This is a genomic window from Pseudomonas sp. KBS0707, assembly GCF_005937945.2.
GTDB classification, from domain to species: Bacteria; Pseudomonadota; Gammaproteobacteria; order Pseudomonadales; family Pseudomonadaceae; genus Aquipseudomonas; species Aquipseudomonas amygdali.
In genome coordinates this window covers 4,978,114-5,003,856 of record NZ_CP041754.1, presented here as the reverse complement: position 1 = coordinate 5,003,856, position 25,743 = coordinate 4,978,114, and the positions used below count along the sequence as shown (strand labels likewise).

General features: G+C 60.1%; 21 protein-coding genes. 3 read left to right on the top strand and 18 right to left on the bottom strand.

Annotated features, from left to right (window positions below):
• Nucleotide 1: 1 nt before the first annotated feature.
• The 16 genes from fis to cpaB form a co-directional block, all read right to left on the bottom strand.
• Nucleotides 2-322, bottom strand: coding sequence for a DNA-binding transcriptional regulator Fis (gene fis / locus FFH21_RS23825; RefSeq protein WP_002555375.1), 321 nt, complete (start codon nucleotides 320-322; stop codon nucleotides 2-4).
• Nucleotides 319-1,332: a tRNA dihydrouridine synthase DusB gene (gene dusB, locus FFH21_RS23820; protein WP_004666305.1), complete on the bottom strand. Its 1,014-nt coding sequence runs from the start codon at nucleotides 1,330-1,332 to the stop codon at nucleotides 319-321. The genes fis and dusB overlap by 4 nt, the downstream gene beginning before the upstream one ends.
• 317 nt (nucleotides 1,333-1,649) lie before the next feature.
• On the bottom strand, nucleotides 1,650-2,960 hold the full coding sequence (locus FFH21_RS23815) for a DUF3426 domain-containing protein (RefSeq protein ID WP_004666304.1): 1,311 nt from the start codon (nucleotides 2,958-2,960) through the stop codon (nucleotides 1,650-1,652).
• Between the two features lie 24 nt (nucleotides 2,961-2,984).
• Nucleotides 2,985-3,863 (bottom strand): 50S ribosomal protein L11 methyltransferase, encoded by an 879-nt coding sequence (gene prmA, locus FFH21_RS23810; protein ID WP_004666303.1) that lies wholly within the window; start codon nucleotides 3,861-3,863, stop codon nucleotides 2,985-2,987.
• A gap of 139 nt (nucleotides 3,864-4,002) precedes the next feature.
• Complete coding sequence (gene accC / locus FFH21_RS23805) at nucleotides 4,003-5,346, bottom strand: acetyl-CoA carboxylase biotin carboxylase subunit (protein ID WP_002555371.1); 1,344 nt, start codon at nucleotides 5,344-5,346, stop codon at nucleotides 4,003-4,005.
• 17 nt (nucleotides 5,347-5,363) lie between these two features.
• Nucleotides 5,364-5,819 (bottom strand): acetyl-CoA carboxylase biotin carboxyl carrier protein, encoded by a 456-nt coding sequence (accB, locus tag FFH21_RS23800; RefSeq protein WP_002555370.1) that lies wholly within the window; start codon nucleotides 5,817-5,819, stop codon nucleotides 5,364-5,366.
• 76 nt (nucleotides 5,820-5,895) lie between these two features.
• The gene (gene aroQ, locus FFH21_RS23795; protein ID WP_002555369.1) at nucleotides 5,896-6,348 is read right to left on the bottom strand and encodes a type II 3-dehydroquinate dehydratase; all 453 of its coding nucleotides are present in this window, start codon (nucleotides 6,346-6,348) and stop codon (nucleotides 5,896-5,898) included.
• Between the two features lie 129 nt (nucleotides 6,349-6,477).
• Nucleotides 6,478-8,268: a protein-disulfide reductase DsbD gene (locus tag FFH21_RS23790; RefSeq protein ID WP_256667897.1), complete on the bottom strand. Its 1,791-nt coding sequence runs from the start codon at nucleotides 8,266-8,268 to the stop codon at nucleotides 6,478-6,480.
• A gap of 111 nt (nucleotides 8,269-8,379) precedes the next feature.
• A complete protein-coding gene (locus FFH21_RS23785) occupies nucleotides 8,380-8,652 on the bottom strand; it encodes a DUF3613 domain-containing protein (RefSeq protein ID WP_004655716.1) in 273 nt (90 codons plus the stop codon).
• The gene (locus FFH21_RS23780) at nucleotides 8,649-9,350 is read right to left on the bottom strand and encodes a hypothetical protein (protein WP_004655714.1); all 702 of its coding nucleotides are present in this window, start codon (nucleotides 9,348-9,350) and stop codon (nucleotides 8,649-8,651) included. Before FFH21_RS23780 ends, FFH21_RS23785 begins: the two co-directional genes overlap by 4 nt.
• Before the next feature lie 36 nt (nucleotides 9,351-9,386).
• A complete protein-coding gene (locus FFH21_RS23775) occupies nucleotides 9,387-10,271 on the bottom strand; it encodes a type II secretion system F family protein (RefSeq protein WP_002555365.1) in 885 nt (294 codons plus the stop codon).
• Nucleotides 10,272-11,156, bottom strand: coding sequence for a type II secretion system F family protein (locus tag FFH21_RS23770; protein ID WP_011169562.1), 885 nt, complete (start codon nucleotides 11,154-11,156; stop codon nucleotides 10,272-10,274).
• Between the two features lie 21 nt (nucleotides 11,157-11,177).
• Nucleotides 11,178-12,434: a CpaF family protein gene (locus FFH21_RS23765; protein ID WP_002555363.1), complete on the bottom strand. Its 1,257-nt coding sequence runs from the start codon at nucleotides 12,432-12,434 to the stop codon at nucleotides 11,178-11,180.
• The gene (locus FFH21_RS23760; protein WP_011169561.1) at nucleotides 12,434-13,624 is read right to left on the bottom strand and encodes a hypothetical protein; all 1,191 of its coding nucleotides are present in this window, start codon (nucleotides 13,622-13,624) and stop codon (nucleotides 12,434-12,436) included. The genes FFH21_RS23765 and FFH21_RS23760 overlap by 1 nt, the downstream gene beginning before the upstream one ends.
• A complete protein-coding gene (locus tag FFH21_RS23755; protein WP_011169560.1) occupies nucleotides 13,621-14,871 on the bottom strand; it encodes a type II and III secretion system protein family protein in 1,251 nt (416 codons plus the stop codon). The genes FFH21_RS23760 and FFH21_RS23755 overlap by 4 nt, the downstream gene beginning before the upstream one ends.
• Before the next feature lie 20 nt (nucleotides 14,872-14,891).
• Entirely contained in the window at nucleotides 14,892-15,851 is a 960-nt protein-coding gene (cpaB, locus tag FFH21_RS23750) for a Flp pilus assembly protein CpaB (protein ID WP_004655702.1), read from the bottom strand.
• A 321-nt stretch (nucleotides 15,852-16,172) separates the two neighbouring features.
• Between cpaB and FFH21_RS23745 the strand changes: the two genes are divergently transcribed.
• Complete coding sequence (locus tag FFH21_RS23745; RefSeq protein ID WP_002555359.1) at nucleotides 16,173-16,361, top strand: Flp family type IVb pilin; 189 nt, start codon at nucleotides 16,173-16,175, stop codon at nucleotides 16,359-16,361.
• Nucleotides 16,362-16,457: 96 nt separating this feature from the next.
• Nucleotides 16,458-16,865, top strand: a complete 408-nt coding sequence (locus FFH21_RS23740) for a response regulator (RefSeq protein WP_002555358.1) — start codon at nucleotides 16,458-16,460, stop codon at nucleotides 16,863-16,865.
• A gap of 20 nt (nucleotides 16,866-16,885) precedes the next feature.
• On the opposite strand, the gene pbpC is transcribed toward FFH21_RS23740, so the two are convergent.
• Entirely contained in the window at nucleotides 16,886-19,234 is a 2,349-nt protein-coding gene (gene pbpC, locus FFH21_RS23735; RefSeq protein ID WP_011169558.1) for a peptidoglycan glycosyltransferase PbpC, read from the bottom strand.
• A 95-nt stretch (nucleotides 19,235-19,329) separates the two neighbouring features.
• Between pbpC and FFH21_RS23730 the strand changes: the two genes are divergently transcribed.
• Entirely contained in the window at nucleotides 19,330-19,623 is a 294-nt protein-coding gene (locus FFH21_RS23730) for a hypothetical protein (RefSeq protein WP_002555356.1), read from the top strand.
• A 978-nt stretch (nucleotides 19,624-20,601) separates the two neighbouring features.
• On the opposite strand, the gene FFH21_RS23720 is transcribed toward FFH21_RS23730, so the two are convergent.
• Nucleotides 20,602-25,551, bottom strand: coding sequence for an alpha-2-macroglobulin (locus FFH21_RS23720; protein WP_041924644.1), 4,950 nt, complete (start codon nucleotides 25,549-25,551; stop codon nucleotides 20,602-20,604).
• Nucleotides 25,552-25,743: the final 192 nt, after the last annotated feature.

Genomic DNA, 25,743 nt, shown 5'->3' with positions numbered 1-25,743 from the left:
TTTAAAGCAGATCGTACTGTTTGAGTTTCTTGCGCAGCGTGCCGCGGTTCAGTCCCAGCAGCTCGGAAGCCTTCGTCTGGTTGCCCTTGACGTAGTTCATCACGCTTTCCAGAAGCGGAGCCTCGACTTCCGACAACACCAGGTTGTAGACGTCAGTGACGGATGCGCCTTCGAGGTGGGCGAAATAATTGTGCAGCGCCTTCTCGACACTTCCGCGCAGGGTCTGACCCTCTTCGCTCGGCGTGTTGAGGTGCTGTTTCAAATTGACGTTGTCGCTCACGGGTGTTGTTCCACTCACTAAAGTCTCGGTCATCATCGTCATGCGGCCACCTCTTTATCATTCTCGTTATCCGGGCCCTTGCAGCCTTGGCTGAAGAACTCCCGGACGTTGGCGCACTGTGCTTCCGTATCTTCCAAACGATTGAAGTGGGCGCGAAACTCTCTGGCGCCCGGCAGGGTTGCGAGATACCAACTGACGTGTTTGCGTGCAATACGCACGCCCATCACATCTCCATAGAAAACGTGGAGCGCTGCCAGATGCTCAAGCAGAATACGTTCCACTTCACTCGACTGCGGAGCCGGGAGTTTTTCTCCGGTACGCAGGAAGTGTTCTATCTCGCGAAAAATCCAGGGACGCCCTTGGGCGGCCCTGCCAATCAGTAACCCGTCTGCGCCGGTAGCCTGTAGCACGCGCCGGGCTTTTTCGGGTGAATCGATGTCGCCGTTGGCAAACACCGGTATCGACACTGCCTGTTTGATCATGGCAATGGTGTCGTACTCGGCTTCGCCGGTGTAAAGGTCGGCACGGGTTCGCCCATGTACCGCCAGTGCCTGAATACCGGCCTGCTCGGCGATTTTCGCCACTGTCAGGCCGTTCCGGTTGTCGCGATCCCAGCCGGTGCGGATCTTCAGCGTAACCGGCACATCGACCGCAGCCACGACGGCTTGCAGGATGTCGTTCACCAGTTGCTCGTCTTTCAACAGCGCCGAACCTGCTGCCTTGTTACAGACCTTCTTGGCCGGGCAACCCATGTTGATGTCGATGATCTGGGCACCCAGTTCGACATTGGCACGTGCTGCGTCTGCCAGCATCTGCGGATCACCGCCGGCGATCTGTACCGAGCGCGGCTCGGGATCACCTTCGTGGATCATGCGCAGACGCGATTTGCGGCTGTTCCACAGGCTCATGTCACTGGTGACCATCTCCGAAACCACCAGGCCGGCACCGAGTCGTCGGCACAGCTGGCGGAAAGGCTGGTCGGTGACGCCCGCCATCGGGGCGAGGACCAAGCCGTTTTGCACTGTATATGGGCCGATGCGTACTGCCGACATAGCCTTACCTGTTGTGGAGGCCAAATCATCCGCAGGCCGTGTAAAAAACCGTTTCACCCGGTCTGCAACGGCCCGTCCCGCCAGCCGCTTGCGCCACCGTCAGATCGAACCGAGAGTTTGAAAAAGGGTTGGCATGATACCCGCTCTCGATGACTGGATAAAGGCTGAATTGGATAAAATCTGAACAGCTGGTTGTGGCGCTTGCAGAGAACGATTACACGGCATCTGGCACTGTAAATTCTGCGATCATGCAGCGTTCCCTGGCCTAACGAGCCTGTATTGGATCAAGTAAAGCCGACGTTATGGCCGTAGGCCTGTCATTCCGGCGAACGGAAGTTCAGGCTGTAATTCACGGCCTTGGCGCCTGGATCAAGGATATCCAGCGCGATATGGATCGGCGTTTGCGGTGGCATCTCTTCCTTGCCGGCCATTTCGCCGCTCAGGTATTCACCGGGCTTGAACCGACGACTGGCAATCAACTGACCGCCGGTATCGGAAAAACGCAGCTCCAGCAGCGGGAACGGCTGGGAAAACGAGGCACGGTTGTAGATGATCGCGTCTACCACCAGAGCCCCCTGAAACTCAGGATGGCTGCGTACCACCAGGTTGCTGCTCTTGAGCTGGGATATGTCCACCTTGGTCGGCACCTTGCAGCCAATTTGCGGGCAAATCTGCTGGAACCACGGGCGATACTGATCCTGGCGCGCCAGTTGATCGAAATGGTACCAGACGTATTGACCTGCCAGACCCGCCAAAGCCAGTACGATCAACAGGCCCCACGCAAAGCGTCGGCCCCAGCGCGGTTTGGGCGGCTGCCAGTCCAGTTGCAAAGGGTCGTCAGTCAGGTCAAGCAGTGCCTGCTCGCGCACTGCAGGTTCGTTACGGCTGCGTCTGCCACGTGGTTCAGGTTCTGGTTCGTCGTCGTCATGATCTTCGTCGTCATCCACGGCTGACCAGCGTTGCACTTTTTCCGCAGGCAGGGCCTTGCGCGGTGTGGTAACAAGCACGACGGGTTCGTCATCGTCCAGGTGCTTGTCCAGTGACAGCGAGGGCTCGGTCCTTTTGTCGTCGGGCAAAGGCTCCGGGTCTTCGGGCGAATCCGGGTCGGGGATGACCTCGGCGTGCAGCTCGGGCAGACGTTCGACATCGTCGTTGTGCAGCGTGCCGACCCAGGCAGCCTCGTCGGTCTGGCGATTGTCACGCTTCGCCGTCAGGTTCTCATCGTCAGTGTCGTTGTCGCTGGCCGGGCGGGCGAAGGTGTCGGGTCGTCGGGTCTCGCGCTGTTCGAGGCGAGCCAGTTCTTCGTCCAGGTTCAGATTGTCCAGATCCAGCTCGCTGACCTGCCAGGGGTCATCGTCTTCATGGGCCTTTTCCGGTTCAGGCTTCAATTCGGGTTCAAGCGTCGACGCAGGCTCTTGTTGGGGCGGCGCTATGACCACCGGTGCGGCGCTCAGGGCCTCCTTTTCGGAGTCGACTATGGCGCGCTGCTCCAGCAACTGCCGGGCTGCGTTGAAAACCTGCAGGCAGGCGCCACATCGCACCACGCCGCGGGCCACGCTCAGTTGAGCGTGGCTGACTCTGAAACTGGTCTGGCAGTGCGGGCACTGGGTGACAAAACTGTCGGTCATGCGGCTGTCCGGTTGAAGCGGCGGTTAACGGCGGCGTCCCGTGATGCGTACCCAGCCATCTCGGTTTGCGATCGGGTCCAGATCAAAGCTGTCAGCATAGGCCGCAGCGACTTCCTCACCCTGTTCGGCCAGGATGCCTGACAGGGCCAGGCGACCACCGGTCCTGACCAGCGATGCCAGTTGCGGTGCCAGGGAAACCAGCGGGCCAGCCAGAATGTTGGCGACCAGCACATCGGCTTGCTGGTGCGGCAGGTCCTCGGGCAGGTACAGCGGGAAGCGCTCGGCAGCGATTTTATTGCGTCCGGCATTGTCACGAGAGGCTTCCAGTGCCTGCACGTCGATGTCAGTGCCCACGGCCTGTTCGGCACCCAGCAGCAGAGCGGCGATGGCCAGAATGCCCGAGCCGCAGCCGAAATCCAGCACGTTGCAGCCTTTGAGGTCCTGGCCGTCCAGCCATTCAAGGCACAGTGCGGTGGTCGGATGGGTGCCGGTGCCGAATGCCAGGCCAGGATCAAGCAGCAGGTTTACGGCATCCGGTTGCGGTGCAGCATGCCAGCTTGGCACGATCCACAGGCGCTTGCCGAAACACATTGGCTGGAAGTTATCCATCCAGCTGCGCTCCCAGTCCTGATCTTCGATGACTTCGGCGCTGTGCTCGGGCAGTTCTTCGCCGGTCAGCAGGCTCAGGTGTGCCAAGGCCATTTCGGCATTGGTGTCGGCTTCGAACAGCGCCAGCAAATGGGTGTGTGTCCATAGCGGCGTGGTGTTGAGTTCAGGCTCGAAAATCGGCTGGTCTTCGGCGTCCATGAATGTCACGGACACGGCGCCGACTTCAAGAAGGGCGTCTTCGTAGGTTTCGGCTTGTTCTGGGCTGATGGCGAGACGGACTTGCAGCCAAGGCATGGCGGATTACCTTCGATTCGGAAATTTAAGTGCGGCTTGCACGGCCGGCGCGGCCGCAGGAAGCGGGCAAGTTTACTGCTATGCGCTGCAAACAACAAAGCCGCATCGCTGCGGCTTTGTCGTTCTGAAACACACTGGCTTATTGATTGGCCAGTTTGTGCTCCAGGTAGTGGATGTTGACTCCGCCTTCGCAGAAGCCTTCATCACGGGTCAGATCACGGTGCAGCGGGATATTGGTCTTGATCCCGTCGACCACGATTTCGTCCAGGGCATTGCGCATGCGTGCCATGGCTTCTTCGCGGGTCGCGCCCCAGGTGATCACTTTGCCGATCAGCGAGTCGTAGTTGGACGGAACCTTGTAGCCGCTGTACAGGTGCGAATCGACCCGCACACCGTTGCCGCCCGGTGCGTGGAAGTGCTTGACCAGACCTGGGCTTGGAACGAAGGTTTTCGGGTCTTCGGCGTTGATCCGGCATTCCAGCGCATGCCCTTTGATGACCACGTCATCCTGGGTGTACGACAGTTTGTTGCCGGCGGCGATGCTGAGCATCTCCTTGACGATGTCGATACCGGTGACCATTTCGGATACCGGGTGCTCCACCTGAACACGGGTGTTCATTTCGATGAAGTAGAAACGACCGTTCTCGTACAGGAACTCGAAAGTACCCGCGCCGCGATAGCCGATATCGATACACGCCTTGACGCAGGCAGCCAGAACATCCGCACGCGCCTGTTCGTCGATGAACGGTGCCGGTGCTTCTTCCAGAACCTTCTGGTGTCGGCGCTGCAGCGAGCAGTCGCGGTCGCCCAGATGAATCGCCTGGCCCTGGCCGTCGGAAATGACCTGGACTTCCACGTGACGCGGGTTAGTCAGGTATTTTTCCAGGTAGACCATCGGGTTGCTGAACCAGGCCGCAGCTTCGGCGCGGGTCTGGGAGGCGGCTTCGATCAGGTCTTCTTCGCGATGAACCACACGCATGCCGCGACCACCACCGCCACCGGCGGCCTTGATGATCACCGGGTAACCCACTTCACGACCAATGCGCAGAGCGGTTGCTTCGTCTTCCGGCAGCGGGCCGTCGGAGCCCGGAACGGTTGGCACGTTGGCCAGCTTCATGGCGTCCTTGGCAGAAACCTTGTCGCCCATCAGGCGGATGGTGTCTGCTTTCGGGCCGATGAAGGCAAAACCCGATTTTTCGACCTGTTCGGCGAAATCGGCGTTTTCAGCGAGGAAGCCGTAGCCAGGGTGGATCGCCGTGGCACCGGTCACTTCGGCAGCCGAGATGATCGCCGGAATGTTCAGGTAGGACAGATTGGCTGGTGCCGGACCAATGCAGACGGTTTCGTCTGCCAGGCCCAGGTGCATCAACTCGCGATCTGCCGTGGAGTGTACAGCGACGGTCTTGATGCCCAGTTCTTTACAGGCACGCAAGATGCGCAAGGCAATTTCGCCGCGGTTGGCGATTAGAACTTTTTCCAACATCGCAGGCTCTCCCCGGGTCAAACGATTGTGAACAGCGGCTGGTCAAACTCAACCGGCTGACCGTTTTCTACCAGGATGGATTCGATCACGCCGCTGGCTTCTGCCTGGATGTGGTTCATCATTTTCATCGCTTCAACGATGCAGATGGTGTCGCCTTTCTTGACGGTCTGACCCACTTCGACGAATGCAGGCGAAGTAGGTGCCGGGGTGCGGTAGAACGTACCGACCATTGGCGACTTGACCACAAAGCCGTTCAGTTTCGGAGCCGATGGTGCTTCTGCTGCGGCCGGAGCGGCTGCAGGCGCCGGTGCTGCAACAGGCGCAGCAACCGGGGCTGGCGCGTAGTAAGGCTGCGCTGGAGTCTTGCTGTGACGGCTGATCCGTACGGATTCTTCGCCTTCACGAATTTCCAGCTCGTCGATGCCGGACTCTTCCAGCAATTCGATCAGCTTCTTGACTTTGCGAATATCCATTAATCAACTCCCAAGGTTCTGTAAGGGCAATTTGTCGGCCGTTTCAAGCGATGTGGTCAGCGTCAGGCTGGACTCGTCATGGCTTGGCACTGGCGGCCAGTTGTTCCAGGGCGGCTTCCAGGGCCAGGCGGTAACCGCTGGCTCCCAGGCCGCAGATCACTCCTACAGCGACATCTGAAAAGTAGGAGTGATGGCGGAAAGGTTCGCGTTTGTGCACGTTTGATAAATGCACTTCGATGAATGGGATGCTCACTCCCATCAGCGCGTCACGTATTGCAACGCTTGTGTGCGTAAAAGCAGCCGGATTGATCAAAATAAAGTCCACACCCTCACCGCGCGCGGCGTGAATACGGTCGATCAGTTCATACTCGGCATTGCTTTGCAGATACATCAGGTGGTGACCGGCATCGCGCGCGCGTTGCTCCAGGTCCTGATTGATCTGGGGCAGCGTGATGGTGCCGTAGACCCCGGGTTCCCGAGTGCCCAGCAGGTTCAGGTTGGGTCCGTGAAGGACCAGGATAGTCGCCATTGCGTGTTCCTTTTATTGTCTGCGAGCGGTTTACGCCCGGCGACTATGCCGGAAGGGCAATGGACTGTCCAGTTAACAACAGTAGCCAGCACGATGAGCGATATTCGCGCAAAGTTTGTGACTCACCGTTTAGTTTTGGTCATTTGCCCTATTCAAGCGTTCAATCAGGCCTGCGGCGTCGATTTCGCCGACGACTCGCACATTTTGCAGCTCTTCGCCGTTTTTAGCGAAAAACAGCAGCGCGGGAGGACCGAACAGCTTGTAGCGGTCGAGCAGGGCGCGTTGCTCTGCATTGCTGTCTGTCATGTCGAAGCGAACCAGGCTGTAACCCGATAATCCGGCAACGACCCCAGGATCGGGCAGAACTTCGTGCTCGATGACCTTGCAACTGATGCACCAGTCAGCGTACCAGTCGAGCAACAGCGGTTTGCCTGCGTTTTGCGCTTCCTGCATCACGCGGTCCAGTTCGGCTGAGGTGGTGATGGTTTGCCATTGGTTCGAGCTTGATGTGACTGTTGGGTTGTTTGCCGTGGCGTATTCGCGGCCCAGCGGACGCAGCGGGTCGGTTTGTCCGGACAGCGCGCCATACCAGCTGGCCAGCGCATAAACCAACAGCGCCAGACCGAGCAGTTGAGCGAGCTTTTGCCGAGAGGTCTTTTCAGTGAACTCCAGTGCGCCGAGAAACAGCGCAACACCCGCAGACAGCAGGCCGACCAGCAACAAGGTGACCTGGCCCGGCAAAACGCGGCTCAGCAAACCGATGGCCAGCGCCAGCAGCAGTACACCGATTGCATTTTTCACCGTGACCAGCCAAGGCCCGCTTTTCGGCAGCCATGCAGCACCACCGGTGGCTATCAACAGCAATGGCGCGCCCATGCCCAGGCCCAGCGCAAACAGTTTCAACCCGCCACCAACGGCGTCGCCGCTGGCGCTGATATACAGCAGCGCACCGGCCAGAGGGGCGGAAACACAGGGGGATACCAGCAGGCTGGAAACCACGCCCAGCACGGCTGCGCCCCACAGTGATCCGCCTTCGGTCTTGCCGGCGATACGGTCCAGACGAGAACTGATCGACTGCGGCAGACGCAGTTCGAAAGCGCCAAACGTGGCGATGGCAAAGATCACGAAAAACGCTGAAAACGGCACCAAAACCCAGGCCGATTGCAGGCGTGCCTGTAGGTTCAGGCTCGCGCCAAACATACCCATCAACGCGCCGAGCAAGGCAAAACAGGCCGCCATCGGCAGTACGTAAGCCAGTGACAGACTCAGGCCGCGCAGGCCGCCAACCTTGCCGCGCAGCACCACGCCGGACAGAATCGGCAGCATCGGCAGTACACAGGGGGTGAAGGTCAGACCTACGCCTGCGAGGAAAAACAGCGCCAGTTCTTTCCAGCTCCAGGCGGCTGAGGTGGCTGCTGTAGTGGCTGATGCCGAGACGGCAGGGCTGGCGGCCACATCGCCAATGTTCAAACGCTCGGTTTCAGGCGGGTAGCACAGGCCCTTGTCGGCGCAGCCCTGATAGGTGACAGCGAGCGTGAAGGGGCGTTGTTCACCGGGTTTGCGTGGCAGGTCGATGTCGAGAATGCCGTGATAGACCTCGACATCGCCAAAGTATTCGTCGTGTTTCTGTTCGCCCTTGGGCAGTTGTGCTTCACCCAGGCCGATATCAGCAGGCTCGGTGCGAAACTGGAAACGATGGCGATACAGATAATAACCATCGGTGGCGACCAGCCTTAGCTTGATCGATTCTGGCGTGGTTTCGATCAGGCTCAACTGAAAAGCCTGCCGCACGGGCAGGAAGTCCTTGCTGTTATCCAGCGAGCCACCGCCCAGGGTTGACGACGGGCGGCTGTCCAGCAGACCGGCACCGAAGGCGGGCAGGGCCAGGATCAATAACATCAGGCATAACAAACGGCGCATGGCAGTCTCGAATCTCGAAAGTCCGCGCATGATAGCGGAGTGTTTCGCGGCCTGCTGCCAGGAGGTTTGTAAGGTGCAGTGTCATTCAGGTGACAGAACCACCCCGCGAGGCTACTTGCTACCCGCTGAAAACTTGCCGCCAGCCTCCTGTTCGTAGTACTCGGGGATTTTGTACTTATAGGTTTCCAGCCAGCGTTGCAGGCTCAGGTCACGCTCGGCGGCGGTATTGATTTGCGGCGTCGGCGATGCAGCCTTGCCGCTGGCTTGCAGTTGCAGCCAGGTTTCAGTCTGTTTCTGCGCGTAAGGTGATTGCTCGTCGCTCGCAGCCCAGGCGCTGCTGACGATGAACAGGATGACAATGCTGCCGACGAGTGCGCTTTTCATGGTTGTGCTCCTGTTGTACTGGCGGACGCGAGAGGTGTGGCGCGGGTTTTTCCGATTTTTTCGGCTCGCGACTGGGCCTCGGTGATCTGCTCGGGCGTCAGTCCGGCTCGAGAGGCCAGTTCGGCTGCTTGCGTCCATTTGTTCTGGTAGATCAGCAAGGTGGCCAGATTGATTGCCGCCAGCGGATCGGACTGTTTGAGCTCCATGGCGGTGAGGAACTGGAAGCGCGCCTGTTCCAGTTTCAACTGATTGAGATAGACAACGCCCAGGTCGTTGCGGATTTTTTCGTCAGTCGGTTGCAGTTTGCTGGCCATGAGCAGATGTTGCTGAGCCAGCGCATTGTCGCCACGCGCCGCAGCCAGTTGTCCCAGCCCATGCTCACCCTCGGCTGCCCGACAGGTGCCCAGCAGGCTGCGATAAAGCGGCTCGGCTTCGTTGCTGCCCAACAGCCGCAATACCCGTGCCTTGCGCAGGCGAACCTCGTCCAGGCTGTCCGGCAGGCTTTCCAGATTGGCGAGGCTGGCATGCAAGCGTCCCTCATCTGCCATGTTCTGAGCCAGATTCAGGGAGAACTCCTGATCCGATGTCAGTTTGGGGCATTGGCCGGACTGAGCCGTGGCTTGTGTCCAGAGCGCGCTGCCATCACTGGTACATCCGTTCAGCAACAGCAGCCCGAGTAGTGCGATCACTGGTTTCATTGCAATGCGTCCTTTCGTGCACGGGTAACACTGGATTCAACTGCCCAGTGCGCGACTTATGGCGATAAATCCAGGGCCCGCCAACACGATCAGCAGGGCTGGAAACAGAAACACCATCATGACCACCGACATCTTTGCCGACAGTTTGGAAATATATTCCTGCAGGCGGGTCAGGCGTCGGTCGTCAATCAGTTGCTTGAGCGTGAGCAGAGACTTCAATGCGCCGCCGCCCTGATGAATCAACTGATTGAGGATCACACATGTGTCACTCAACTCATCGACGGCCAGCAAGGCCGCGGTTTTTCGCAGTTCTTCGCCCAGTTCCAGGCCTGAGTCGACCCGCACCAGTACCACGCGAATTTCCTCGGACAGCACCGGCAGCAAGTCTTTACCTTCAAGACTCAGCACGCGTAGCGCCTGCTCGACGGCCATGCCGGACTCGAACAGGATGCGCAGCAACGGGATAAACGTAGAAATTTCCACCACCACCTGTTTCTGGCGGCGCTGAGCGACGGCCGCGAGAATTCGTTTGGGCAGCAGATAACCGATTCCCAAGGCAAATACCGGCGCTATGAGCGGCTGCTCGACGCCTTTGAAAAGCAGCAGTTGGGCCACAATGACCACGACCATCAGGCCGACCGGAACGCCGACCTGGCATGCGGCAAACAATGAGCGTTTGCTGGCGCGCCGCCAGCCGATTCGATTGAGCAACATCTGGGTTTCCGAGTCCAGGCTGATGCTGCGCTGGCCAATGCGGGTATCGCCGAGCAACCGCAACAGGCTGCCGATGCGGCTTTCGCGAATCACCTGGCCCCTCAATCGTCTTGCCACCAAGCGTTCGTTACGGCGTTGCCGAGCCATGCCGGACAGCAGCAGAAATGCGGCAGCGGCGAGCATCACGGCAGCGAGTAACAATTCCATCTAAATGCTCCTCAACATGCGCCACAGCACCACGCACCCTGTTGCCTGCAGGACGAAGGCCATGCTCAACATGATCTTCCCGCTGTCATCGTTCCACATATGCAACAGATAGCTGGGGTTCACGGTCAGAAAGTAGCCGGCCATGCCGACTGGCAGCAGCGCCAGCACTAGCGCTGTCATGCGGGTTTCACCGGTCATTGCGCGCAATTGGCGACCGGCCTGTTCCCTGTCACGAATCAGCTTGATCAGGTTTTCCATCAGCTCGCTGGCATTGCCGCCATATCGATGATTGACCCGCAAGCCAAGGGCAAACAGATGAAACTCGTCGCGTTCATACAGCTCGGCGAAATCCCTCGCGGCATCCGGCAGACTGACGCCCAGTTGCACGTTCCGCTCGATACGGCTCATGCCGTCCTTGAGTGGCTGATCCGTTGCTTCGATGCCTTGCAGCACCGCGTCGGCGAGGGTTCTGCCTGATTTGAGGCTGCGTACGGTATGGTCGAGCAGTTGCGGCAATTGCTGGATCATGCGGCGCACACGCACCTCATAGCGCCACGACACAAACAGGCGCAGGGTCAGCGGCACCGCCAGCAGCGCGCTGACCGCGCCGATGCCGCCGCCCAGCCCGTAGCCGATCAGAATCAACAAGGCATAGAGCGACAAAGCCAAGCCCATGCGCTCGGTCGGTCGACCCAACCCTGCACGCAAAAAGGCCCGATCCAGGTAGGTCCATCCAGCCTTTTCAACCACAGGCTGAACCTGTCCGGCGGTCAGACGCTGCCTGACCCGTTCGCTGGCGCCCTGATTGAGCGCGAGGTAGAACATGCGAATGGACGCAGTCAGCAGCAGCAAGGAGATCAGGCCGAGTACCAGTGATGCATTCATTGCGCCGCCTCCCTGAGCACGTCAGTAGCCTGGCCGCAGCTTGTCGCCTGCGGCGTGTGCAGCTTCGCGCATGAAGCCGACCCCGGTGCGGCGATCAAGGCGGAACAATGTATTGGTGACATAGATGTCATCGCGTATGCCGACTACCTCCACCACTTCGCTGACACAGCGTCGGCCATCAGGCAGGCGCGCCAGCTGGATAATCACATCCAGCGCCGCGCAGACCATCTGGCGCAGGGTTTTTTCCGGTATCAGTCGCCCGGTCAGGCCAACCAGCGTTTCCAGGCGCAGCAGAGCATCCTGAGCATTGTTGGCGTGAACGGTACTCATGGAACCGTCGTGGCCGGTGTTCATCGCCGTCAATACATCGAGCACTTCGACACCACGGATCTCGCCGAGGATGATGCGGTCCGGGCGCATCCGCAGCGAGTTGCGAATCAGGTCGCTGGCGCGCACCTCGCCATGCCCCTCGGCATTGGGCGGGCGGGTTTCCAGACGCACCACGTGCGGGTGGCTGAGCTGCAGCTCGGCAACGTCCTCGATAGTGACCAGGCGCTGGTTGCTGTCGATCAACTGGCTCAGCACGTTGAGCATGGTGGTCTTGCCTGTGCCGGTACCGCCGCTGACGAGGATGTTGCAGCGTTTGCCGACCGCTTCCTGAAAAAACTCGAAAATGGACTGATCGATGGTTTGCATGGCCACCAGATCTGCGCTCTTGAGCATGTCCTTGCGAAATTTCCGGATCGACAGGCAAGGGCCATCCAGCGCAATCGGCGGGATGATGGCATTGACCCGGCTGCCGTCGGGCAGACGCGCATCGACCATAGGCGAAGATTCATCCAGGCGCCGCCCGAGTGGCGCGAGGATGCGCTGCATCACGCGCTCGACGTGGTGCGAGTCGATAAAGCGCAGGTCGGTGTGGTGCAGCACGCCATCACGTTCGACAAATACCTTGCCCGGCCCGTTGACCAGAATTTCAGTGACCGACGTGTCGCGCAGCAACACTTCAAGCGGGCCGAAACCGGTCAGCTCATCGACCAGCTCTTCGGCCAGTCGCTCCATTTCATAGCGCGAAATAGCCAGCCGCAGTCGCGCAACGTATTCGGCCACCTTGTCGATGACAAATTGCGCCAGTGCCGGTCGTGAGCCTTCGAGCAGGTTTTTGCCGCTTTCTTCGATGCCGTCGATGATGTAACGGTGCAACACCAGTTTCAGGCCTTGGCCGTCATCGGCTTGCCCGCTGCCACGCGACGAGACGCCAAACAGTTTTTCCGCCATTACCTGTTCCCCCACAGTCGAGCGAGCCAGCCCTGATAGGGTTTGTCGTGAGCCTCGGTATTGCGTGCCAGATGCTCGCCAAGCCGACGCAGCCCGGAACACAACGCGTCGCGTGAGGCCAGCTCGAACAGCGTCACTCCCTGGTTTTTGGCGTTGAGGCGCAGCTCTGGTGCCAGCGGCAATACGGCCTGCACCGGCAGGCCGAAGGTCTTGGCCACGGTTTCCGAATTGGGTGCGACCGAGCGCTGATAGCGATCAATCAGCAGGCTGGCGTGTTGCATTCTCATGCCTTTCTCACGCCAGTTATTAAGCACCGTCAGGTTGCGTCGACAGCCCAGTACGCTCTGGTCGGCGTACCACAGCAACTGATCGCAATGGCTGACCAGCGAGCGCAGCGCCTCGCTGTCCGGCTGGCCCACGAGGTTCACGACCACATGCTGAAAATGCTGGCGCAGGGCGCTAAGCAGCATATAAAGCTCCGCTGCGCTGGACTGCTCCAGATGATCGTCGGCTTCGCTGTACGCCAGAATGCGCAGACCGCTTTCACTGGTGGTGAACGCACTGTCGATCAGCGTTGCATCGAGCCTGCGCAAGTGGCGCAGGGCATCGCCAAAGCTGAATGTGGATTCAAGGCCGAGCATCAGCAGACTGTCGCCGCGCGGCAGGCCGAGGTCCAGCAGCAGCGTGCGTTGCCCGGTCTTGTGCACCACCATCGCCAGGTGCGTCGCGATCAAGGCTCCGTCGTCATCGCCTTGCGCGCCATACAGCACTGACAGGCCGCTCATGTTCGGGTTGGGCGTCACGGCAGGCAAGCGCTTGCTCAAGCGTCTGACCAGGCCGGCGACCTCACTGGAGCGAGAGCCATAGGCGACGAAATCCCGCGCCCCGGCACGCATGGCATTGAGCACCAGCTGGTTATCCATACCATCGCCGAGCGCAACGATGGCCAGCATCGGCTTGGCCTCCAGCGCACTCTCGATCAGGGCGCTCTGGGTCATCAGATGCTCACGGTCCAGCCCGACAAACACCACACTGGCAAAGGTCACGTCCACCAGCGCCAGCAGATCGTCGAGGCTGCCGGTGCCTGCGCTGACCACCTGGCCCAGTGAGCCAAGGGCACTCTGCAACCATTCCAGATCAGTATTGTTTCGAGTGATTGCCAGGAAGGTCTGGCTCAGGCTCTGGCTCATTTGGATAACCCGTCGCGGCGGTCGAAGTCGCCGTTTTCCAGAAAATACAGGCGCGGAAAGCTTGGGTCGTAGGTGCGCAGCCCCTCACCCGGCAGCGAGGGCAGTTGCGCGTTGGCGGCCAGCGGTTGAACCAGGTGCGGGGTGACGATCATCAGCAGTTCGCGTTCATCGCGCTGGATTTTCGAGCTACGGAAAAACGCGCCGAGAATGGGTATGTCGCCCAGGCCGGGAAACTTTTCGACGGTCGATATGTTGCTGGTATTGATCAGACCGCTCACCACGAAGCTCTCACCGTCCGCAAGTGCGATGCTCGTGTCAGTGCGTCTTGTTCTGATTATGGGCACTGTAGTGCCAGCGATGGATATTTCTGAGGTGAAGTCCAGCTCACTGACCTCTGGGGCTACCTTGAGTAGGATTCGGTTGCGCCCGACCACTGTGGGCGTCAGCGTTAGGCGCACGCCGAACTCCTTGTACTCGATGGAAATGCCATTTCCCTCGGTGTTGGGCACAGGCACCGGGAATTCGCCACCGGCCAGAAAACTTGCACTTTGCCCGCTCAAGGCAACCAGACTCGGTCGGGCCAGTGTGTAGGCGAAGCCGCTGTTTTCCAGTGCGTTTAGTATCCCCAGCACTTTGCTGCTGCCACCGCCCCAGACAATATTAAAGGCGCTTTCTGCAAGCGGAATGCTCGGCAGTGCTCCACTTACTGTTCCGGGGGTGACGGTGACCCCTGGAACAGTTCCGGGAGCTCCGAAAAGAAAGTTGTTTGAGCCTTTACCAAAGATCGATGTACCCGCCTGTTTGAGTTTGGTCCGACTGACTTCGATAAAACGGATGTCGGTCTGCACCTGGCTGGGTAACTCGGCATCAGCAGATGGCGCAGGGACGGTCTCTACCATCGACGTCGTGGCCCGACCGCGCACGAACACCATGCTCTGGCGCGGAGCGGTGGCGCAGGCGGTCCAGACCATCAGGCTGGTTGTGCCCTGCGCAACGCCGGTCAACAGAAAGCCATCGGTGCCATTGACATGCACATCGGCGATTTTCGGGTCGCCGACGGCAATGCGGGTGATGGCCACAGGTGAGCGCACTTCCTGCTGAATGCCTTGATCGATTTCCACAGCCGCTGGCATTGCAGCAAGTCCTGCACAACTGCCGGAAGCGGCCCAGGCTGATTGTGCAGACAGCGCCGCCAAGACTAACGCCAGCAGCCGGGGTTTTGTTACTGGCACGGAACAACAGCTCATCAAATGCAATCCTTGCTCAATCAGGGAGTTTGTTGCGTGATCTGGTTACCGCGTATGACCTCGACTGCGCGAGGCGTGCGAGTGGCTGCGCCCTGTGTCGGCGAACTGGCCGGGCCCAGGCTCAATTGTCTGAAGCTGACCAGTTGGCGGTTGGCAGAGTCCAGTCGTTCGGCGGCATCACGGCTACCGGCTTCGCTCGCCCAGTAATTCTGAAGGTTGCCCTCGTCGGCGCTGCGCACGGCCAGACGCAGGACACCGGTTTGCGACGCCAGCATCAGCCGTGCCAGCAAGGCTTCCGGTACCGCGACGGTGACGGTTCGCGCGTTGATCCGCAGCTGTTCCTGTTTAAGGCGTTCGTCAGCGTTGATGTCCTGCACCGGCTTGCCGTTGCGATCCGGGCCGAGCAGCCCGCCAACCCCGAGAACTCGCAGGGCGGGTACGACCACCTGGCTGGAGCGATTCAGGTTGCTGGTGTCCTCGGGCAGGTAAAGCAGCACATCCACATAGTCGCCTGGGCTGAGCTGCCCGGATGCGCCAATCACCTCGTCAACCTGCAACGCCAGCGCTCGTTCATGAGGGCGAATCATCCGCGCCAGTGTGCCGCCTGCTTCAAAACTGTTCTCGCTAAGCCAGGTTCCGGCCGTCAGTGTTCGCCAAGTGCTGCGGCCCACCAGTTTGTCGATGTGCTCGAAACTTCCAGGCGGCGCGACCTTGAGGCGCTCTACGGTCAGGTCTTCAGCCGTGATGGGGGTATAGGCCGGTACGTCCCGGGCCAAAACCACTACGTTGTGGCGCAGCGCATCCTCGACGGGCGGAGTCGGGGGCGTTTGGGTCGATATTTCGGTGGCGTCAGGCACCGTGGGCGGCGTGACAACTGCAGGTGCCTCGGCCGGTTTGCTGACGGCGATTCCCAGATAACCGGCAATCAACGCTCCCAGCAAAAACAGGACAGCAAGCACCATGGTAATGCGACTGCTCATGGCAACGTTCCCTTTGTCATTGCAGGACAACTTCAAACCGGTGCGACAACTTCGCAATGTGGCGCGGCGGACGACGTTCCCGTCCGTTATGTGACGTTAGCTCATGGCACTCAGAATGCCATTGTGCTTTGGTATAAAAATGCTGTTGCGTGAACAACATAGCGTTTGACCACGCAGACGCAGGAGATGGCCAGTCTTATAACTTTCCGGTTAATGCTTTGTTGAGATTGTGGGTTTACGGATTGGAGACAATGCTGTGCAGGCAGACAGTTTCGCATGTGACACGCATGTTCGCGCCTAGAAGGCACAAGGAGAAATGAGATGTCCCTTACACGGCTATACGTAGGTACCTATATCCGGGTTAAATCCTTTATCAAAGACCGTGAAGCCGCTTCGGGTATAGAGTACGCCTTGATCGCAGCGATGGTTGCAGTGGCTATCGTTGCTTTTGTTCCCACGATAAGCGGCAGGATCACTGCAATGTTTACAACTATTCAGAATGCGTTGTGAGTTGAGCACAGATGGAGATATGTCAGTAGATAGCCTTTTTCAACAGGAGTAATCTGGATATCCTGATCGCATTTATTCACGTTTAAAGGTGTCAAAATGGCTGTCCATCCTACCCGCCAACAGCTGCTGTTGGTTGATGACGAAGAGGACGCGAACGAGGAGCTTGCAGAACTGCTCGAAGGCGAGGGGTTCTGCTGTTTCACGGCTTCGTCCGTGAAAATGGCCCTGCACCAGCTGACAGCCCATCCGGACATCGCGCTGGTGATTACCGATCTGCGGATGCCGGAGGAAAGCGGTATCCAGTTGATCCGCCACCTGCGCGAGCACACGTCGCGTCAACACCTGCCTGTCATCGTGACCTCAGGGCACGCCGACATGGACGACGTCAGCGACCTGTTGCGCCTGCATGTACTGGACTTGTTCCGCAAACCTATCTACCACGTTCGTCTGCTGGAAACGCTCAACAACCTGTTCCCCGAGCCGAAAATCTTTCAGGTTCAGTGACCACACTGTTTTCGTAACCTTCACTCCACCACGCTGAATTCAACCCTCACGGTCTGGCCGCTTTCGTCCAGTACGCTTAATTGATAACGGCCCGGTTTGCTCAGGGTCGGGGTGAAGTCTTGCCGGGTGTCGGTGTCCGCCAGTGGTGCGCCGTCAACGAACCACCAGCGATGTCCGCTGCCGCCCAGGGCCGAGAGTCTCAGGCGCAGCGCCTGACGGCTGGTCGCTGGCAGGCGCAGGTTGTCGCCTTCGCGCACGCCGACGATGCTAAGCGGCGGTGCCTGGTTGAGGTTCTGTGGTGGACAGTCCGGGTCGGCGGGTGGCAGGCGGGCTTCGCGTCGTTCAGCCCTGGGCAGCCAGGGTTCCAGAGGGGCAGGCCAAAGCGCGATGTCCTGCGCTTGAGCGTCCGGGCAACCGGCCGCCACGCGTAACCCCTTGGCGTTGATCCAGACACGTTCCTGCAAGCCCAGGCCGAGCGGTTGATCGGCCGCCTGCAAGGTTGGCGGCGTGGTGCCGTCCAGTGTCCAGGCGAAGCGCTGTCGACGGCAGTTCGGGTCGCTTTTGCTCATTGGTTGCCCCAGCGGCCAGCAGATCGCTGCCACGCCGACATTCAGCGGCACCGGTTGCACCGGCGCAGCGATCCCGCGCTGGCTGTCGCGATTGACCAGCACATCATGAATCTGAAGCATCAGTGGCGCTGCCGACGCCAGCCCGAACTGCCCCGGCACCGGTGTGCCGTCCGGGCGACCGATCCATACACCGACCAGAAAGCGCGGCCCCACGCCAATCGCCCAGGCATCGCGGAAGCCATAGCTGGTGCCGGTCTTCCAGGCCAGTTGCGGGCGCTGCACCAGCTCGGCGCGCGGGTCTATGTCCGGACGCGACTGGCCGCTGAGGATGCGCCGGATGATCCACGCGGCCCCTGGCGACATCATCTGCCGTTCGCGCAATCGGTCCTGCGGTTGCAATCGAACATCGGCGCTTCGCCCGCCACGAGCGAAGGCGCTGTATCCCGTCACCAAATCCTCCAGCCGACTGCCCGCACCTCCCAGAATCAGCGCCAGATTCGGCTCGGCCAGCGGCGGCAGGGTCAGCGGTACGCCGCCATTGCGCAGTTCGGCGGCGAAGCGTTTCGGCCCATAAACCTCCAGTAACTGCACGGCAGGCAGGTTGAGCGACATCGACAGCGCCGAACTGGCCGCCACAGGTCCGCCGAAACCGGTTGAGAAGTTGCCCGGCTGGTAGTCGCCATAGCGACGCGGGACGTCCTGCATCAGTGATTCGGAGTGGATCAGCCCGGCATCCAATGCCATGCCGTACAGGAATGGCTTGAGGGTGGAGCCGGGCGAACGCAGCGCCGTCACCATGTCCACATGCCCGAAACGTTTGGCGTCGTTGATGTCCACTGAACCCACATAAGCGCGCACGGCCATGTTTTCTGCCTCGACCACCAGAATCGCTGCCGAGGTCCGTTCCGGAAGGCGCGCGCGCCAGCCCATCAGCAGGTCTTCCATGCGCCGTTGCAGTGAGGCATCCAGCGTGGTGCGGATCAGCGGCGGGCTGTTGGGGCGATTAAGGCGTCGGGCCAGCAGCGGCGCAAGGCTGGGTTCCTGTCGCGGTGCTAGCCATAACGGCTCTTCCAGAGCCTCGTCCACGCTGGCTTGCGGCCATACCTGAAACTCGGCGAGACGCCTCAGGACCTTGTCGCGGGCACCTTGCGCCCGTTGTGGATGACGGTCCGGACGCAGACGGCTGGGCGCCTGTGGCAGCACCGCCAGCAATGCAGCCTCGGCGCGAGTCAGATTGTGTGGGGATTTGCCCAGATATGCCCAACTGGCGGCCGCCACCCCTTGCAACGTGCCGCCAAATGGCGCGCGATTGAGGTACAGGCTGAGGATTTCATCCTTGGACAGGTGCCACTCAAGCTGCAAGGTGCGCCACAACTGGCGAAACTTGCCGGATAAGGTTCGCGAGTGCGGGTCCAGTAGCCGCGCCACCTGCATTGACAGCGTACTGCCACCGGAGACCACGCGCGCGCCACTGAGGTTTTGCCAGGTGGCGCGCACCAGCGCCAGCGGGTTCACGCCAGGATGGCTGTAGAACCAGCGGTCTTCGTAGGTCAGCAGGGCTTCAAGGTAATAAGGCGAAACCTGCTCGTTGCTGACCGGATAGCGCCACACGCCATTGGCATCGGCAAAGCGCCACAGCGGTGTGCCGTCCTCGGCCAGTACGACGCGGGCCAGATCGTCTTTGGGCAGTGGCAACGGCCACAAGCGATCCGCCAGGCAAAGCAGGGCGATCAGCAGAATGATCGCGCCTGCCAGCCACTTGAGTTTTTGCCGCAGGCGCAGAAGAAATTCAGGTTTCAACGCAAAGAGCCTTTATGATCCACGGAACCTGACACGCCTTGCGACGGCCAAAGCGGACAGATCATTTTCTTCACGACCCCAATCAGGACGTACATATGCAGGTAGAAGGCTTTTTTGAATGGCTCGGGCAGGCCATCGGCGCGGTGATTCGCTTCTTCGTCGACGGTCTGGCGTGGTTGTTCAACGGGTTTACCCATGCTGGAGGAAATTTTGTCGATGGCCTGTCCCGCACGCTGGGCATGGACACTTCACTGATCAGCATCGTCGCACTGATCATCGGCCTGATGCTGCTTTACTCGGCTGTCCGGGCATTCATGCGCGCCTCGATCATCCTCGGGATCATCTGGCTGGCGCTGGGCCTGTGGTTGCTGAGCTGGATCATTCATTGATGCGCTAACTCCGCCTCCACGCCGTAAGCGCGTGCCCTTGTGGGAGCGAACTTGTTCGCGAAGGCTCTATTCCTGACGATACATCCTCAGTGGATGTATCGTCCCCTTCGCGAACAATGCGGATCGCCGCCCCGGTCGCTCCACGGGTACGCATTCCAGTCAAGCATTTGCCCTTCACCACCACTGCGGATCCATATTTGGGAGCGACCGGAATCTTTTGAGATAACGCGCACTCCTTGTGGGAGCGAACTTGTTCGCGAAGGCTTTATTCCTGACGATACATCTTCAGCGGATGTACCGGCCCTTTCGCGAACAATGCGGATCGCCGCCCCGGTCGCTCCCACGGGTACGCATTCCAGTCAAGCATTTGCCCTTCACCACCACTGCGCATCCATATTTGGGAGCGACCGGAATCTTTTGAGATAACGCGCACTCCTTGTGGGAGCGAACTTGTTCGCGAAGGCTTTATTCCTGACGATACATCCTCAGTGGATGTATCGTCCCCTTCGCGAACAATGCGGATCGCCGCCCCGGTCGCTCCCACGGGTACGCATTCCAGTCAAGCATTTGCCCTTCACCACCACTGCGCATCCATATTTGGGAGCGACCGAAATCTTTTGAGATAACGCGCACTCCTTGTGGGAGCGAACTTGTTCGCGAAGGCTTTATTCCTGACGATACATCTTCAGCGGATGTACCGGCCCCTTCGCGAACAATGCGGATCGCCGCCCCGGTCGCTCCCACGGGTACGCATTCCAGTCAAGCATTTGCCCTTCACCACCACTGCGCATCCATATTTGGGAGCGACCGGAATCTTTTGAGATAACACGCACTCCTTGTGGGAGCGAACTTGTTCGCGAAGGCTTTATTCCTGACGATACATCTTCAGCGGATGTACCGGCCCTTTCGCGAACAATGCGGATCGCCGCCCCGGTCGCTCCCACAGGTACGCATTCCAACCAACCAATCAGTCAGCGATCATTTGCCCTTTACCACCATCTGCGCGGGTGCATCACCCAGCGCCTGCCAGTTCGGGCGGTACATCGATTCGACCTGCGGCGGCGGCACGCGGTATGTTCCCGGCGTGACTGCGCGGGCTAGGTAGAGCAGGTGCACGGTGCTGCTGCCGTCGATATCCAGCGCCGCCACGTAACGATCACCGCGGTATTCCTGATGCTTGATCCCGGCGTTTTCCATCGATTCGCGGATCGTTTTTACTTCTTCACTGGCGTCTTCCAGGCTTGCCGAGCTTTGCGCCAGGTTCTGGTTTTCCAGCTCCAGGCCCGCAGGCAGCAAGTCCACCACCAACGCATCCGGTACGCGCTGTTTGGCACCAATCTCCAGATGCACCAGCACCAGTTGCCCGGTTTTCAGGGCTCCGACGTTCAGTGGCGCGCCGCTCAGGCTCAGGTATTCGCGACGAATGCTCAGGTTTTCGCCACCGGCCGCAGGTACCTGGGTTGGATAACCGGAAACAGTCAGTTGCTGATACAGCGGTTCGCTGCCTTGATTGTGTACTGAAAGCGGCGAGGCCAGCAGCGCACCGTCCAGCTTGAGGCCCGGCTGTTTGTTGCTCAACTCGCGGGTTTGAGTGCCGCTGGTGAGGCTGGCGGTCCAGTCCTTCTCCGCTTTACCCAGCAGGTTACGACCGGCAAGGAACAGCGAGTTGCTTTCCTGAGTGGACAGGTAGCGATTGGCGGCCACTTCATCGGCCAGGGCAAACAGGCGCTCGTCACGCCTTTCCCTGGCGAGATCATTTTCTTCCAGCAAGGCCAGAATCAGTGCCTGATCACGCAGCGAGCTGCCGTAGTCGGCCAGCCATTCATTTTTGCGGCTGACTGCCAGGCCGGCGCTCAGGGCCAAATCGGCACGCGGTTTGTCGCCCATCTTCTCCAATGCGACCGCCAGTTGTACCAGCGGCAGCCCGGAGCGGGCGCCACTGCGTCGGTCGAACAAACTGCGCAAGGCCGCCAGCGGAGCCTGTTGGCTGCGTGACAGCACCAGCCCCGCGTAGGCTTGCACGGAAAAGCGCGTATGTTCGGCGTTCTGGCTGTAATTGACCTGAATCTGCCCGGCATCCTGCAAATAACGCAGCAGACGTTCACTGGCTTTCTTCAGCGCGTCCGGTGGTACGGCAAAGCCCTGATCGCGGGCGCGCAGCAGGAAGTCGGTGACATAGGCAGTCAGCCAGTATTCCTCGTCGCTGTCCGAACCCCAAAGGCCAAAGCTGCCGTTGTAACGTTGCATGCCCAGCAGGCGCTCGATGCCGATTTCGACCTTGCGCTTGCGTTCGGCATCCGGTTCGCCGGTCAGGCCCAGACGCTTGAGGGTCGCCGCGTCGGCATACAGCGATGGATACAGGCCGCTGGCGGTCTGCTCCAGACAACCGTAAGGGTAGGCTTTCAGTGCCCGAATCTGTTCACCGATGTTCAGCGGCGGACGGCTCGACAGCGACAGCATGGCTTCGCGACCGGCAGGCTCGAAGGCTTCAAGTGCACCGTCCGGCAGGCTCCAGCTTTGCTCGTTGAGAGTGGCGCGATAATGCCTGAGCATCGCCGGGTAGGCTGGGCGTACACCGATGTTCCACTCGCGAGTGAAGGCGGGCAGGGTTTCACCGGGCAGGTCCAGACCTTCGATCAGTACTTTGATTTTGCCCTGACCCAGTCCACCCTGCGCCAGTACCGGCACTTTAAGGGTGACGCGCTGACCCTCTTTGAGTTGCAAGGGCTTGATCTGATCGCCGCCAGGGATGCTCAACTGGCCTTCAGCGCTGATCTTCACGTCCAGCTTTTGCGCTTTGCCCGACAGGTTGGAGACGTCAAGCGCGACGCTGGTCTGGTCGCCACCTGCAAGGAAGCGCGGCGTCGACAGCTCGGCGATGATCGGCGCAGCCACCACGGTTTTCGCCTCGGCCATGCCGTAGCGGTCGTCGGTCCAGGCCTGAGCCATGACCCGCAGTTCGCCGTTGAAGTCTGGAATGTCGACACTCGCTTCACCTTCACCCGCGTCGTTCAGGGTAACCGGCGCGCTTTGCAGTGCCACGATGGTCACGCTGGTGTCCGGACGCTTGCCGCCTTTGCCCAGCGCATCGCCACCGAACGCCATGCTGGCCAGACGTCCCTGACCGGCTTCGATCAACTGGCCGTAGATGTCCAGTTGGTCCGCGCCATACTGCTTGCGGCCAAACAGGCTGGCAAACGGGTCGGGCGTGGCGTAGCGGGTGATATTGAGAATGCCGACGTCCACTGCCGACACCAGCACTTGCACCTGCCTTGGCACGCTGCCATCGGCATTTTTGGCGACAATCTTGAGTTTAAGCGGCTGTTTGGGGCGCATTTTCTCCGGTGCGGTAACCGTCAGCGCCAGTTTGCGTTGCGCACGGTCCAGCGGCAGGTGCAGTACACCTACGGCGCGCTTCGGCGTGACGTTGGCCTTGCGCTCCCCGGGCCGTATGACCAGAGCGGTGACGTACAGATCGTGGCGAGCCCACTTTTTGTCCAGCGGGATTTCATACGATTTGCCCTCGGCCGGCACGTCGATTTCCTTCCACCACAATGGGCCTTCGCTGGACTCGACCAGCAGATAGCCCTTGCCCGCTGCGGGTGGCGTGACGGTCACCGTGGCGGTGTCGCCGTCGTTGTAGGCCGGTTTGTCCAGCGCCAGCTTGACCTGGTCCGGCCTGACCGCGCCGCCATCGGTGTTGTCCTGCCAACGATAGCCCGCCCAGAAGCGCAGGCTGCTGACCATGCCGGTGGACGGGTCTTCCACTTCGACACGGTACGGACCCCACTCGACCGGGAAGCTGATTTTGGCCGTCGAGTCCTTGGTGATGTTGAGGGTTTCCTCGTTCAGGTTGAGGAATTTCTCGTTGAAGTGGTAGCTCCAGCCATCGTTGGCCGAATAATTCCAGTAGTAGTCGCGGCGCTCACGAATCAACCGGACTTTTACGTTATCAGCAGCCAGTTTGTTGCCAGCGGCATCGGCCATCACGATTTCAAATTCGGCCGGGCCGTCGCCGTTGGTCTGCGCCTCGCCCTTGTCGGCTTCGTCGTCGTAGTCATCGCTGCCTGTACTGCTGCCGAACAACGCACGCACGCCGGGCAAGTGCTCGGCAGGCCAGATCGGCTGCACCAGACGACGGGTGATCGGACGCCCGCCGGACTCTTGCAGGCTGGCTTGCAGAATCAGTTGCAGTGGCGATTTGGCTTGCGTCCATTCGCTCTGCACGGCAAGCGTCGAGTGACCTTCGGCGTCGAGCGTAACGGGCTCAAGCTCCAGGTCATGCTTGAGGTCTTCTTCGGTGATCGAACCGAACTGATAGCCCGGCAGTTTCGGCACGGCTTCGCGCAACGGACGCACGTAGACCTGACCGGTCAGGGTATTGCCCGAGGCGGGCGCGCCGTACAGGTAGCGGCCAGTGATATCGAACTCGGGGTTGTCAGCAGGCGCAAACGGCGTGTCGCTGCCCTTGAGTTCCAGAGCCAGGCGCTCGGGCAGGAAGTCTTCAACCTTGAATTCGTAAAGTTGCGGTTTGCCGTCGCCCAGATCGAACACCAATTGCCAACGACCGGTCGGCGCTTCATCGGCGAGTTGCAATTGATACTGGTAGAACCCACTGCTGTCGGCTTCCCAGACAAACTTGCGGCTGATCTGATCATCAGGGCGGCGCACTTCGACGGTGATGGGTTGTGGCTTGACGTTCTTGCCGTCGCTGTCACGCAGCAGGCCGTTGAGCAGCACGGTTTCACCGGGGCGATACAGGTCACGCGGGCCGAAAATGAAGAATTGCAGCGGGTGAGCCTGCGGGCCGGAGATGTCGAACTCGGCCAGGTCCAGCGCCGAACTGTTCAAACGCAGCATGCTGGTCTGTTCGTCCTTGTGCGCCAGCACCACCGCCGCCTTGGCTGGCAGCGGCAGTTGAGTGTGGCCGTCGCTGTCGGTCTTGCCCTGGGCGACAACCTTGCCGCTGTCGTCGTACACGTCGACGCTCACATCGCTCAGGGCCTTGCCGCCCTCGAGCGCTTGAGTGAAGACGTCCAGACGGTTGCTGTAACGGTGTACCGACAGACCGATATCACTGAGGGTGAACAGGGTAGCCGGCTGCGAGTAGCTGTAGGTCCCCGACGCGCGCATGACTGCCAGATAAACACCCGGCTGTTGCAGAGGTTTGATACCGGCAATCGGCAGCAGCAGGGTTTCACGGGTATTGCGCGCAGGCTTGAGGTCGAAACGACCGCTGTAGACCAGTTCGGCCATAGGCAACAGCTCTTCGGAGCTGTAGCTGGACAGGCTCGACGCGCCGTCCCACTGGGCGAGGAAGTTGGGCATCGAGTCGGGTTTGACGCGAAAGAATTCGACATCCACCTTGTCGACGTTCAGGGCGATGACCGGCAGGCCCTCGGCCAGCCGCGTCGGCAACAGGCTGCCACGGCTGGCGAAGCCGACGGTGGCTTGCAGGTCACGGGTTTCCAGACGGCTGATGTATTCGGCCGCGAGTGTGGCCTTGTTGACGGCCTGCAGACCGGCATCGACGGTCAGCACCAGCTTGCGCTGCGGCTCCAGGTGGCGCAGGCGCAATTCCATGAGGTTGTCCGACAGCTCCCAGGCACCGTCGACCTTGCCGTTCTTGCTGTCCACCAGATGAAGTTTTTCGCCGAACTTCTGCTCCGGGTCGAGCGGCACGGAAAAGCTCACTGACAAGGCGCTTGCGCCGTCGATCTGGATTTCCGACACGTCGATGACGGTCAGTTCGCGCCCTGCGTAGCGCTTGCTCAGCGCGGCGAGGTCGACTGCGGGTTTGGGCTTTGTATCGGTAACCGCTGCCTGGGTCGTTGCTGCCGCGGCTGGCGCGGGTTTATCCGGGGAGGAGGAATCACAAGCGCTCAGCAACGCAAGCGCGCAAGCCAGAAACAATCCTTTGTTGAACATGGTGGCACTCATCGGCAACGGTAGAGAGGGTGCGACTATATAACAGTCGTGATGACAAGTATTACTGTCAGATTGAACAGGTAGTCCCTGGCATTCCTCACACGCCAGCGCAGGACGTAGAGCCTGGCTATCGTTCCTCACGCTCCAGCGTGGGAATGCCTTGGGTGACGCTCCGCGTCACAAATGTTCGCC

Excerpts from the sequence above, each read along its gene's own strand:
- fis (WP_002555375.1), bottom strand. The coding sequence starts at position 322 with ATGACGATGATGACCGAGACTTTAGTGAGTGGAACAACACCCGTGAGC.
- dusB (WP_004666305.1), bottom strand. The coding sequence starts at position 1,332 with ATGTCGGCAGTACGCATCGGCCCATATACAGTGCAAAACGGCTTGGTC.
- FFH21_RS23815 (WP_004666304.1), bottom strand. The coding sequence starts at position 2,960 with ATGACCGACAGTTTTGTCACCCAGTGCCCGCACTGCCAGACCAGTTTC.
- prmA (WP_004666303.1), bottom strand. The coding sequence starts at position 3,863 with ATGCCTTGGCTGCAAGTCCGTCTCGCCATCAGCCCAGAACAAGCCGAA.
- accC (WP_002555371.1), bottom strand. The coding sequence starts at position 5,346 with ATGTTGGAAAAAGTTCTAATCGCCAACCGCGGCGAAATTGCCTTGCGC.
- accB (WP_002555370.1), bottom strand. The coding sequence starts at position 5,819 with ATGGATATTCGCAAAGTCAAGAAGCTGATCGAATTGCTGGAAGAGTCC.
- aroQ (WP_002555369.1), bottom strand. The coding sequence starts at position 6,348 with ATGGCGACTATCCTGGTCCTTCACGGACCCAACCTGAACCTGCTGGGC.
- FFH21_RS23790 (WP_256667897.1), bottom strand. The coding sequence starts at position 8,268 with ATGCGCCGTTTGTTATGCCTGATGTTATTGATCCTGGCCCTGCCCGCC.
- FFH21_RS23785 (WP_004655716.1), bottom strand. The coding sequence starts at position 8,652 with ATGAAAAGCGCACTCGTCGGCAGCATTGTCATCCTGTTCATCGTCAGC.
- FFH21_RS23780 (WP_004655714.1), bottom strand. The coding sequence starts at position 9,350 with ATGAAACCAGTGATCGCACTACTCGGGCTGCTGTTGCTGAACGGATGT.
- FFH21_RS23775 (WP_002555365.1), bottom strand. The coding sequence starts at position 10,271 with ATGGAATTGTTACTCGCTGCCGTGATGCTCGCCGCTGCCGCATTTCTG.
- FFH21_RS23770 (WP_011169562.1), bottom strand. The coding sequence starts at position 11,156 with ATGAATGCATCACTGGTACTCGGCCTGATCTCCTTGCTGCTGCTGACT.
- FFH21_RS23765 (WP_002555363.1), bottom strand. The coding sequence starts at position 12,434 with ATGGCGGAAAAACTGTTTGGCGTCTCGTCGCGTGGCAGCGGGCAAGCC.
- FFH21_RS23760 (WP_011169561.1), bottom strand. The coding sequence starts at position 13,624 with ATGAGCCAGAGCCTGAGCCAGACCTTCCTGGCAATCACTCGAAACAAT.
- FFH21_RS23755 (WP_011169560.1), bottom strand. The coding sequence starts at position 14,871 with ATGAGCTGTTGTTCCGTGCCAGTAACAAAACCCCGGCTGCTGGCGTTA.
- cpaB (WP_004655702.1), bottom strand. The coding sequence starts at position 15,851 with ATGAGCAGTCGCATTACCATGGTGCTTGCTGTCCTGTTTTTGCTGGGA.
- FFH21_RS23745 (WP_002555359.1), top strand. The coding sequence starts at position 16,173 with ATGTCCCTTACACGGCTATACGTAGGTACCTATATCCGGGTTAAATCC.
- FFH21_RS23740 (WP_002555358.1), top strand. The coding sequence starts at position 16,458 with ATGGCTGTCCATCCTACCCGCCAACAGCTGCTGTTGGTTGATGACGAA.
- FFH21_RS23730 (WP_002555356.1), top strand. The coding sequence starts at position 19,330 with ATGCAGGTAGAAGGCTTTTTTGAATGGCTCGGGCAGGCCATCGGCGCG.
- FFH21_RS23720 (WP_041924644.1), bottom strand. The coding sequence starts at position 25,551 with ATGTTCAACAAAGGATTGTTTCTGGCTTGCGCGCTTGCGTTGCTGAGC.